Origin of the sequence: Wolbachia endosymbiont (group A) of Sympetrum striolatum, assembly GCF_947250715.1 — a bacterium.
Classification (GTDB): Bacteria; Pseudomonadota; Alphaproteobacteria; order Rickettsiales; family Anaplasmataceae; genus Wolbachia.
The window spans coordinates 152,039-165,161 of the sequence record NZ_OX366342.1; the positions used below are offsets into that span (position 1 = coordinate 152,039).

Below are 13,123 nucleotides of genomic sequence, written 5' to 3' on the forward strand. Positions count from 1 at the left end.
ATATTGTAACTGATTTAAGTATAATATTAACTTAGGTTATATATAAATATTTCAATAGTATTATTCAAAGTTTCAAACTTTTAACCCCACTTCCTATATTGACGTCTTGTAAATTTTGATCTGGCTTTTTTAGCATTTCTAACAATTTACCCGCAACATTCTTATGTCCATTAGCTATAGCAACTTGCAATAATGTATTTCCTTGATTATTACGAGCGCTCGTTACAGCTAAAAATTCATCTTGCTTTACTACCCTTAGCTTGTTGATAATTTCAACATTACCTTTTTTTGTACCTTCAAACAATTCTTCAACTAATTTCAGGAAGTTAGCAACTTTCTGATCTTTGGAAAGATTAATAGGTGTTTTGCCTTCTTTATTCTCAATGTTGTAAGTTGCACCATGTTTTAATAAAGATTTTACAACTTCTAAGAAGCCATTTTTAGCCGCAACATGAAGTGATGTAGTACCACCAGAAGTTGTTCTAGCATTAATAAAGTCATTTAATTTATCACGACTTACATATTGTAATAAAACTTCAACAACTTCTCTGTAACCTTTGGAAGAAGCTATATGTAATGGCGTATTGCCCTTGTTAGTAATTTGAGCAACTTCAGCTCCATTTTTTAATAAGGTACTTACAACATCTATGTTGCCGTTGTTAACAGCATGGTGTAATGGTGTTCTTCCATCGGTATCTTTGAAGTTAACAATTACCCCTCTTTTGATGCAATTCTCAACCGCTAAAGGATTGTCATTTTCTATGGCCTCAAGTAACTTTTCAGAAAAAGCAGACTGTAACCTCTGATTGATTGACTCTAAAAACCTTTTTACAGGAATGTCAATATTAAGTTCAACTATTTCTATGAACGATCTTACATCTTTCTTTAACTCACTATGCAATAACTTATAATATTTTGTACCTTGCCCTTTGGAAACGAAGCATTCAGCCTTCCCACCGTAAGCTTCATCTGTATGCCCTGACGTTATGTGTTTTGGATCAAATTCTAGTGCTACTAGCATATCATTTACTGACTGTATGCTTTTATTATTTATCGAACCAGGTACACAATCTTTGTATACCTCAACTAAGCGATATGCATTTCCTAGGTAATAAGAACCTTCCTTAAGAGTTTTCCAAGGAGAAGTATTCTTTTCTGAACTATATGGTTGCGACATGCTACGCAACATAGGAAGGTAAAGCTCAGAAAAACGGATATGCACCTCTGTAGCACTTTTAAGCTTCTCAAGTTGATCCAACTCACATTCAGGGCTAAACTGTGATTGAACTTGATCTGGCTCCTTCAGCATTTTTAACAATTTAGTTGCAATATTCTTATGTTTATTGGCTATAGCAACTTGCAATAATGTATTCCCTTGATTATTACGAGCATTTGTTATAGCTAAGAACTCATCAGGTTTTACTGCTCTTAGCTTGCTGATAGATTCAACATTACCATTTTTTATATCTCTAAACAATTCTTCGATCAATTTCAGTAAGTTAGTAACTCTTTGGTCCTTAGAAAGATCAATAGGTATTTTACCTTCTTTGTTCTCAATTTTATAAATTGCACCATGTTTTAATAAAGATTTTACAACTTCCAAGGAGCCACCTTTAGCTGCAACATGAAGTGATGTAGTACCACTAGAAGTAGTTTTAGCATTAACAAAGTCATTTAATTTATCACGACTGATATTTTGTAACAGAACCTCAACAATTTCTTTGTAACATTTGGAAGTAGCAGTGTGTAATGGTGTATTACCTTTATTAGTAACTTGACTAACATTAGCTCCATTTGTTAGTAAGATGTTTACAATATCTATGTGTCCATTGCTAACAGCGTAATGCAACGGTGTTCTTCCATCAATATCTTTATCGTTGGCATCAGCTCCATCTTTTAACAGACGCTGAACAGTTCGTATATCACCTTTACTAGCAGCAATGTTGATATCTTTCTGCAGATGCTGGAGAACCTCTGATGCTTCGCTACCCTCAAGCTTAAATCTAAAATTAATCATCTCTATCTTTTTTAAAATATCTAAAACACTCGGATGACTTGGTCCAAAAACAGCTTTTCTTTGATCAAAACTTTCTCTGTAGACTTTAAGTGCGCTGATCCATTTCCCTTGAGCAAAAAGTACATTTGCTATGTTGTATTGAGTATTCAAGGTTTCTGGGTGATTTTGTTGTAAAGCTTTTTTCTGGATATTTAAAACCTCTTGAAAAGCTTTCAAGGCTTCATGATATTTATTTTGATTGAAGAGTACCCCAGCAATGTTATGTAACGTTCTCAAGGTATCAGCATGATTAATACCTAAAATTATTTTCTTCTTTTCAAAAACCTCTTTATAGATTTTTAAGGACTCTTCGTATTTACCTTGGTTAGCTAGTACCATTGCTATATTATTTTTGGCACTCACAGTGGCTAGATCATGTGTACCTAGTGTTTCTTTCCTCTTTTCAAAAACTGCCCTATTGATATTTAACGCTTCTTCATATTTTCCCTGTTTATCTAATACTAATGCCATGTGAAACTGAGTATTTAAGGTATCTGAATGATTTGACCCTAGTATTTCCTTTTGTCTCTGATAGACTTCTTGATAAATATTAAAAGCTTCTTCATCTTTCCCCTGTCTATGCAGCACTAAAGCGATTGTACTTCTTGTACTTAAAGTATCCTTATCGTTTAAATCCAGCATTTCTTTTTGTTTCTGAAAAATCTCTTTAAGCATATTTAAAGCTTCTTGGTAAATTCCTTGCTTATATAGCACTTTGGCTATATATGTCTGAATATCTAAAGTACCAGGATTGTCTGGTCCTAGTATTTCTTTTCTTCTTTCAAATGCGCTTCTGAAAATACTTAAGGCTTTTTGGTAATTGCCTTGATTCAAGAGCACTAAAGCTGTATCAATCTGAGCGGATACGTCACTTTGCGATATCTGCTTCAACTGCTCGACTTTTGAAAAGTTACTATGTACTGCAGCAACTACTAACGTTTTGTTCTCTCTATTACGAGCACTCATCACTGCTTTTACTGTATCAATATCCTTTATCTTATTTAGGTCATTAATAACTTGAGCATTACCATCTTTAACCTTTTTAAATGATTCACTGACTAGTTTAAATAAGCTAGTTATACTTTTATCCACAGTAAAATCTGATGGTGTTTTCCCACTGTCAGAGACAGCATTGTATACTGCACCATTAGATAATAGGGCCTTTACAACTTTTAAGTGAGAGAACTTAGCAGCATAATGCAGAGGAGTAAACCCCTTGTTACCAACCACATTAGGATTAGCTTTATTTTGTAATAGAATATTGACAACTCCATCATAGCCCTTCCATGCAGCATAATATAATGGTGTTACACTATCAGCATTTTTGGCATTAACAAACGCTCCTGCTTTAATGTAATTCTCAACCTCTGAAGAGCTATTACGTTTTACAGCCTCAAATAATTTCTCAGTTGATGCTAATAGATTGATAACGTCTTTATCGTTAGTCATTTCTAATGGTCTTCTACAAAGCTTGTCAACAGCGTTATAAACTGCACCATTTTTTAATAAAACTTCAATAACGTCTTTATAACCAAAATTAGCAGCAATATGCATAGGGGTTAAGCCATTAGTATCTTTAGCATTAACGTCAGCACCTTGTGCTATCAAATACTTTACAACTTCTAACCGACCTTTCATTGCAGCATAGTGTAGTAATGTCTGGTTAGCTGTACCAAGCTCATTAATACTCAACCCCTTGCTAAGGAAAAACTCTACGGTATCTTTATAACCTTCTCTAGCTGCAATGTGTATAGGCTTTGATCCAGAGGCATTTTTAGCATTAATATTAGACCCTTCATCTACTAGACATTTTACCATTTCCAAGTTACTTTCCTGTGAAGCAATGTGCAGTATAGTCCAATCATCATTGCCTTTAGCATTCATATCTACTTTTTTATACTGCAGTAACATTTTAACCACTTGCAAATGACCATGTGACACTGCTAATTCTAAAGGTGTTCTGCTCTTATTGTCCTTAACATTAACTTTTGCTCCATTACTTAATAGGACTTCAATAACATTAACATGGCCGTGTCCTGCAGCTATATGTAGTGGAGCACCTTCAACATTTACAAAGTTAACGTTAGCCTTGTTTGCTATCAAAATTTCAGCAACTTCTTCATGGCCTTCTTGTGCCGCAAGATATAATGGTGTTGTACTATTAATAGTCATAGCATCAACATTAGCTCCTTTTGTTATCAGAGCATTTACTATCTCCTTATGACCTCTTTTAGCAGCCAAATGTAATAGTGTAGCATCTTCAGGACCTTTCATATTAGTACGGGCCTTGTTTTTTAGCAAAATCTCTACAATATCCCTATAACCAGCGAGCACTGCTAATGATAAAGGTTCACCACCTTCTGCATTAACACTAGCTCCATTTTCTACAAGAACTTCAACGATTTCCTTATGATTATGCTTAATAGCAGAAAGCAATGGTGTTAGGTTGTTACTCTTAACATTAACATTGGCTCTATTTGCTACCAAAATTCCAACGATTTCTTTATAACCTTCCTCCACAGCTACATGTAATGGTGTACTACCTGCAATACCTTCCATATTAACTTTGGCTTCATTTTTTATTAAAAGGTTCACAATATCTTTGTGACCCCCTACAATAGCTGCATGTAAAGGTGTAAGACCATAATTAGCACTAGTATTGACTTCAGCTTTACTTTTGATTAGAAAAGCAATAGCGTCTTTATGTCCACTTAGAGCAGCTACATGCAATGGCGTCATGCCATCATTAGTTCTAGCATCAACTTCAGCTTTATTTTTTATTAGAAGATCAATAATATCTTTGCTACCATTCATCGCAGCTGCATGTAATGGTGTACTACCCTTAATGTCTTGAGCTCTAACTTCAGCTTTATTTCTTATTAGGAGTTCAATAATATCTTTGTGACCTTTCAGAGCAGCTACATGTAATGGTGTTAGATTATTATTGGCTTTATCATTGATTTCTACTCCATTTTTTATTAAAAGCTCAGCAACTGCCTTATGACCACTCTCTGCTGCATAGTGTAATGGCGTAGCATTATTTTTATCTTTAGCGCGAATGTTAACCCCATGCTCGAGAAGAGCAACAACTATCTTCAAGTGGCCACTCTGCACTGCAAAATGTAGTGGGGTTATACCTTCCACAGTGGCAATACTAGCATTTGCCTTATTTGTCAGTAAAGCCTTAACAATTTTCTCATGTCCATCTTTTGCTGCGTAGTGCAAAGGTGTGTTATTATAGGTTTTGTCAACAACATTAACATTAGCTCCATGCTTCAATAAAATATTAGCTATCTTTTCATGACCGTTTTCTATTGCATAGTGTAATGGTGTACAACCATCTATAACTCTGGAGTTAACATCGGCTCCTTTGAGAATTAAAGCATTCACTACTTCTAGGTGGCCATTTAGTGCTGCTGTATGTAATGGTATTCCCTCCTTATCGTTTCTTGCATTAACATTTGCCTCATTTTTCAGTAAAAAATTAACTAGCCCTAGATAACCACTTTCTGCAGCTATATGTAGTGAAGTAAAGCCACCCATAGTTTCGTTGATGTCAACATTCGCTTCTTTTTCCAGCATAATCTTAGCAACATCAATATGATTGTTTTTTATTGCATAGTGTAAAGGTGAAAAACCAGCTATATCTTTGGTATTAGTATTAGCATTATTTTTTAGTAGAATTTCAACAGCATCTTTGTGACCATTTTTAGCTGCAATATGTAGTGATGTTTTGCCACTATTATCTAGATCATCAACATATACACCTGTTTTTCCTATAAAAAATTCCACAATATTTTTCCTTCCATATGCAGCAGCAATATGTAGTGGGCTTTGACCATTAATATCTTTAACATTAACGTCTAAATTTTGATTAAGAACAAATTTTATAATTTCAAGACTAGGTCCCTTAGCAGCAAAATGTAATGTAGTCCATGAGTTAATACTTCTAGCATTGATGTCTGCTCCTTTTTTGAGATAACTCTTTAATTCTTCAAGATTTCCTTCTTCCAACGCAGCAAACATTTTTTCCTGATTAGTAATAGTGATAAGGTTTTGATCGTATTTATCTTTCAGCTTGGAAGGATCATCTCTTACCGACTTGCCAATTTTCTTCTTACTTTTTATTACATTTTCTGAAATAAGTTTTTTAGCGTTCAAGATAACTGCTATTGAGGGATCAGATAACAATACATCAACTAAGGTATTATCGTGTGCTAAATGATTACGCAAACATTTTCCAGTTAATAAAGGAGTGTTATCATCTAAAAAAAGTAGATTGTTTTCTAGATGCTTCTCTGATCTACCTAAAATTGACATTATATCCAGAACAAGCATTTCTACTACTGCTTGCAACTTTTTATTCCTCTTGTAGGAAGGAAGCTTTTCAGTTAACTTGCCACTTAATGCGTTATTCCTCAAAATACTTTTCAGTTCAGATAACTTCAGTTCAAGCTGGTTATTGTATTTTTCTTCTGTTATGTTGTAAGCCTTCCTTTGTTTATGTATAGGAATGAACGAACCTTTCTCATTCAACTTGTTTCTTAATTCCTCAATCCATTTAAGGTCACCTGTTCCAAGTTCAGCAATGTAAAAAATCTCACAAGTTAATCTATTTACTTTATCAAGGTTGTCATCCTGTATTCTTGACCTAACACTATGAGAAATTTTCATTGATAGTTCGGCTATTTCTTTAAGATTGTGAGACTCTATTTGGGAAGGAATATTCTCTAGTGTTTTATTAGCAAAGAATTTTATTCCTCTAATAACATTATGGTCAATCTTATTGTCATTCAAACCAACATCTAAGCTCTTTAATGATATAAACGCCGTAACATAATCAGTTCTGATATTTTTTGATTTAGTTTTTGCAAAATTGATTATGTTATCAATTTTATTAAACAGCTCCTTTTCATAATTCGTCTTTTCAGTTATATTATTGCTTAATTCTTTTATGAGTTTTTCAAGCTTATCATGTTCCATCACTTTAAAACTCTCTGTAATCATTTCATCTAATTCAACGTTACTAAATATTCCAGCAACTTCTTTTATCTCGTCTAAGTTTTCACTACTGGTAATTTTCTTTAGCAATATTATGACTATTTTAATCTTGTTATTGTAAAGAATATCAGTAATTACATTATCGATTCTTTTAGTATCATTTTGAACACCAATAAAAAAGTTAACATCTGTATTTTCCTCAATCTCTGTTCTTTTAGAGAGCGAGTAAGCATGTGATAGTGAATTACGTAAATCTATAATGACTTCTCTTGTGTTCTTTGGTAATGATAGTAGAAGAAGCTCGCTTGTAGTGCTAGATAACTTGGGAGATTCTAGAGTGTTTTTTAAATATTCACCAATAACCTGTAAAACCCTTGTAATAATTAACTGTCCTTCCCTTTCTTTAGGATTAGCTGATAATGCCAACTTTATATAATCACTTATTTTCTCTAAAGAATGAATATCCCTAATTTGTTGATAATCGCTATACAACTCTCCAAATTGAGGATAATTGCTAAAGATCTCTGCAACAACCCTCTCACGTTTTAACTTCGGGAGATCAGCAAATTTACCAATGTCCACACCTTCTATAATATCTTTTTCTTCTTTAAGTTTCTTTGCAAAATTTTCCAAGTGGTCTAGTATTTTACTTTTATTCAATGTGGCATTATAGAATAGATTCATTTCCTGTCGTTTTATGTGAGAAGAAACAAAACTGATCAAACAAAATTCCATTTCTTCCCAAGGTAGTCTATCGTAGGTTGATTTCAACTGCCGCTTTAATATATGAATATTTTGTGCAATAAATTTTGCTATGAATAAAAACTTTTCATCTACTTTTTCTGTGTTTGAATACTCTGCCTTTAACAGGCTAATATTTTGAAGTACTAACTCAATCCGCTCTCTTATGTTATTAAGATAACTCTTCACATTCTGATCTTGTCCAGAAGCACTAGAGAAAAAACGGAGGTTTATCAACTTATTTTCAACAAAAATTTCTATCTCTTCTGACAAGAATACGTTCTTTAGTTTTAATTCCTCATAAGCTCGTGAAAGAATTTCATCTAATTCCCTGAAATGAACAGCAAAATAATTACCTGGCCATTTATTAATGAGTGTATCAAGAAGTTCAACATTACCTGAACGTATAGCATAATAAAACGCATTATGGCATGTTTCATCCTCATCATCTGGTAATATAGTAGTTTCTCTGATGCCAACAGATAAATTACTGAGAATTTTACTATTATTGCCAAGTAGGTATTCTAAAATCTTTACCTTATTGTGTTTACAAGCTAAGATAACTAAGTTAGTACTCTTAACAGGATTGTTAGCATTATCATAATAGTCTCTCAAAGTTACTTGATCTTCTGCATCACTTATGTAATCAATAAAATTGCTTAATTTTTTTAAGCTGTCGACATTACCATCTGATATTGCCTCTTCGAGTTCAGTTAAAACCAGGAGATAAAGTTCTTCAGCTTTTGCTTTTCTGCGGTAGAGCTTTTTATATTCTCTAATAAACTCCTCTTTTGATGTGTAAGAACGTGATAAAAACTGTTTATCTTCTTGATAAAAACTGGTTTGTTGTTTAGGTACATGCATAAACCCTCTCTGAGATATATTTACACCAGTATTAGAATAGCAAAGTTTACTTAATATGGCAAAATTTAAAATAGCATCTTTTGTTAATAAAATATTTTTGAGAGAATATCTACTAATCCTGCAATTTCAGGACGAAAAGCCTTCACAACATTTGGTTTTGGGTGTGGGAAATGTGTTGGTTGTTTAAATTTTTAGTAACACCTACTAATAATAACCCGTTTGAAAACAACAAAGAGAAATGATGATCAACTTACATAAAAAAGCACTAAGTTTAGTGTTTTGGCATTATAGCAATCTCTTATGTATCACCTCTCTGGAACCATGCGACTAATTGTTGTTCATAAAAAACTCTAGTACTGACAAAAAATGTATTTATTCTAATCTTGCACGTTTGGTATCATTACTTATAGAAGTTTCATAAAGTCTTGTACCAGGTTCGACGCGATTATTTAAGGAACTTAAAGATTGAAAAGTACGTTTATTGGAATCATCAAACGCTACTATAAAGTTTAACAAGTTATCATTAGATAGATATTCAGTTATATTATATGTAGAATCATGGTCCAGAATAATTTTCTTTTCTTTGGCATCTTGATCTGCCACATCTAATTTAGTATAAAATTGTATCTTACTTAACTTATTTAACAAATCTGCTCTTTCTAAAAAAGGGTTTACCTTATCTAATATGATATCATTATATATAGGATAGCGTATGGAATAATCAATTTTTGCTAGTCTTACAGATAATTGATTATTACATAGTACATGTATGTTGAAGTTCTTTGTAACAAATTCATATAGTGGAAGGCTATCTTTTATTTCATCTGTTTTCATTTGAAGAATTTCACAAACACAGTCATCTAGATAACTTGATAATTTACTGTAATTACTGCATCCTTTATAAGGAGATAAGTCAATAATTTTTCCGTAATCCTTATTGAAGTTCCTTACTAAAGTAAATTTAATCAACAATTTAGCGCATGCTAGATCACTTACAGCGTTATCTAAAGATGTGGAACAATTATCATAAAGCCGTCGTTCACGATTTCTTATATTAATATCAGCTCCATATTCTAATAGTTCTTTAACTACTTCCAGATTTTTACGACTTTTTTTTACAGCATGGTTCAGTGCAGTATTGCCTTTACGGTTTGTTGCATTTACATCAGCACCATGTTTCAGAAGTTCTCTAACTAATTCTAATTCCTTCCCCAGTGTTATAGAAGAATGTAGTGGAGTTTCACTATACATGTTTCTTGAATTGACTTCGGCACCACCTAACAAAAGCTCTTTAGTAATTTCTACACTACTAGTAGTATGAAGTAACGTATCTCTATTCATTTCTACTCTAAGGTTAGCATTAGCACCTGCAGACAAAAGAGCTTTAACTTTTTCTAAGTTTCGTTCATAGACTGCTTTTTCTAATTCTTTGTTAATATTATTATTTAGCATATTTTTAAAATCCTCCTAAATTTCACTATTTTGTAACAAAATTTTTGTATATTTTCTAGATCTTGGCACCCTCATTAGAGTTTCATTTAAGAGAGCTATAACTTCAAACTCTTTACTCTATTTTCTACGCTGACATCTTGTAAACTCTGATCTGGACTTTTTAATATTTCTAATAATCTACTTGCAAGGTTTAAGTGTTTATTGATTACTGCAACCTGGACTAATGACTTGCCTTGATCATCACGAGCATTTGTTACAGCTACGCGCTCATCGGGTTTTATTGCTCTCAGCTTACTGATAATTTCAACATTACCATTTTTTGCATTTTCAAATAGCTCTTCTACTAATTTCAATAGGTTAGTAATATTCTGGTCTCGAGAAAGATCAAGTGGTGTTTTACCTTCTTTATTCTTGATGTTATAAATTGCACCATGTTTCAACAAAGATTTTACAGCTTCGAAAAAGCTATTTTCAGTAGCAACATGCAACGATGTAGTGCCTTTAACTATTGTTTTAGCATTAATAAAATCACTCAATTTATTGTGGCTTACACGTTGTAACAAAGCTTCAATAATTTCTTTATGACCTTTGGAAGCAGCAGTGTGTAATGGTGTATTACCCTTGTTAGTAACTTTAGTAGCATCAGCTCCATTTGCTAGCAAGATATTTACAACTTTTATGTGCCCATTATTAACAGCATAATGTAATGGCGTTCTTCCATCCACGTTTTTCGAATCAATTATTGCTCCATCTCTAATGGAACTCTCAATTCCTAAATAATTATTATCTTCTATAGCCTTAAATAACTTCTCAGTCAATTTTAGTAATTTTATAACTTCTGGGTTTCCTCTTCTTTCCGCAAAGTGTAATGGTAAAACATATCTACCTTCTTCAGCTCTAGCATTAAAGTATGCTCCGCTCATAAGTAGAGACCTAACTATATCTAAATTACCAATTTGTGCCCCTAAGTGTAAAGGCGTAGCATTTTTATCCATTTTTGCATTAACATCCGCTCCATTTATAATAAGAGTTTTAACTACCTTAGGATGACCATATTGAGCTGCAAGATGTAGGGCTGTGCATTTATTTTGATTTTCTTTTACATTTACATCAGCACCATGTTTCAATAGAACGGTTGCTATCTGATCATAACCTTTTTCTGCTGCAAAATGTAAAGGAGTCCAATTTGTGTGATCTAAAGCATTAATATCTGCTTCCTTTTCTAAGAGCAATTCAACCACCTCTAAATGATCATGGTCTACTGCAAAGTGTAGAGGTGTAGTACTTTTAACTGTTTTAGCATTAATGTCTGCTCCTTTATCAAGCAAAGATTTAGCAACTTCTAAATTACCATCATATGCTGCACAATGTAGAGGAGTCCAACTTCTGTTATCTAGAGCATTAATATCTGCTCCATTTTCAATCAAGAAATTCATTATTTCCAAGCGATTATGTTCTGCTGCCAAATGTAGAGCTCTTCTACCATCATCCATCTTTGCATTTATATTTGCTCCTTTTGCAATTAAGCTCTCTACTATTTTTAAAGAAAAACCATTATATGCTGCATTATGTAAAGGAGTCCAATTCTGATCATCCACGGTGTTAATGTTTGCTCCATTTTTAATTAAAAAATCACTCACCTCGAAATGACTTTGCTGAATTGCTAGATGCAAAGGTGTAAAACCTTCGTTTTTTTTAGCATTAACATTGGCTTTTTTCTCTATTAGTAGCTTCACTACTTCTAAGTGACCATTCTGAGATCCTATATGTAAAGCTGTGGAATGATCGTGGCCTTTAGCATTAACATCAATTCCCCTTACGAGAAGAAGAGACTTAACTACTCCAAAGTGATTACGTTCTGCTGCTAAATGTAGAGGTGTAAGATTCTCATAATCCTTAGCATTAACATTAGATTTTGCTTTTAGTAAAATGTCTACTAACTCTAAAAAGCCATTTTGAGACGCTAAATGTAGAGGTGTAATCTTATCATCTGTTTTTGCATTAACGTTTGCTCCCGCTTCAAGCAGAACTTTAACTATATCTAACCTACCAGTTTGTGTTCCCAGATGTAAGGGTGTAATGTTTGCATCAACTTTACGATTACCTATGCCTGAAGATCCAGCGTTAATATTAGACCCTTGTGAAATAAGAGCTTTAACTACTTCGAGGTTACCATTTTGTACTGCAGAATGCAAAGGTCTTGCTCGATCATTATTTACAGCATTAACATCTAATCCCTTTTCAATAAAAACATTTACTATATCTAGATGACCATTCTCTGCTGCTAGGTGTAAAGGTGTATGAAGTTTATCTGTTTTAGTACTAAGATCTGCTCCATTTGCAATCAAGGTGTTGACTATATCTAAATATCCTTGCTGGGATGCAAAACTTAAAGGTGTAAAGCCTAGAATGGTCTTATGGTTTACATCTGCTCCATGAGCAATAAGAAAGTTAACCATCTCTAAGCGATTTTTTGCAATTGCAAAATACAGTGGCGTAAAGCCATCGTACTTAATCTCTGAGTTAATATCTAAACCCTCTCCTAATAAAGTGTTGACTAAATCCAACTGACCATTTCCTGCTGCTAAATGTAGCGGTGTAAGACTAAGATGTTTCTGAGTTTCATAGTTTTCATTTAAAAACTCTACAAAAAATTGCAGCTGATCCAGACTATTAGATATTCTATTAGTAAACATAAAGGCCTCGCATTGAAGAATTTACGTAAAATATAGCATCTACAAGTCTTTAAGCAAGATAAATCTTCTTCTTAAAAAAGATACTGTAATCCAACCTGTATGCTTATAACTTTTTTATTTGATCATGGATAGATTAGGTGTCTCATCTGCAATAGAGACACCTGCCTTAAGTAGCTACATCAAATTTCTCTGTTTTTGCCCCTTTTTTTCTGATGAAGATGTCTTCATTCTTCTCAGTAGCCAATATTCTTTTTAAAGAATAACCGTTACGTGCACCAAGGAACTTAGAAAGAACAATAGGAAATCCACTTAA

4 protein-coding genes are annotated in these 13,123 nt (G+C 33.2%); 1 reads left to right on the forward strand and 3 read right to left on the reverse strand.

Features of this window, described 5'->3' with window-relative positions; all coding sequences use genetic code 11:
* Positions 1-64: 64 nt before the first annotated feature.
* Positions 65-8,662, reverse strand: a complete 8,598-nt coding sequence (locus OOK87_RS00800) for an ankyrin repeat domain-containing protein (protein WP_264687780.1) — start codon at positions 8,660-8,662, stop codon at positions 65-67.
* A 55-nt stretch (positions 8,663-8,717) separates the two neighbouring features.
* Between OOK87_RS00800 and OOK87_RS00805 the strand changes: the two genes are divergently transcribed.
* Complete coding sequence (locus OOK87_RS00805; protein ID WP_256359308.1) at positions 8,718-8,849, forward strand: hypothetical protein; 132 nt, start codon at positions 8,718-8,720, stop codon at positions 8,847-8,849.
* Positions 8,850-9,034: 185 nt separating this feature from the next.
* On the opposite strand, the gene OOK87_RS00810 is transcribed toward OOK87_RS00805, so the two are convergent.
* Positions 9,035-10,114 (reverse strand): ankyrin repeat domain-containing protein, encoded by a 1,080-nt coding sequence (locus tag OOK87_RS00810; protein ID WP_264687781.1) that lies wholly within the window; start codon positions 10,112-10,114, stop codon positions 9,035-9,037.
* A 95-nt stretch (positions 10,115-10,209) separates the two neighbouring features.
* Positions 10,210-12,810, reverse strand: coding sequence for an ankyrin repeat domain-containing protein (locus OOK87_RS00815; RefSeq protein ID WP_264687709.1), 2,601 nt, complete (start codon positions 12,808-12,810; stop codon positions 10,210-10,212).
* Between the last annotated feature and the right edge of the window lie 313 nt (positions 12,811-13,123).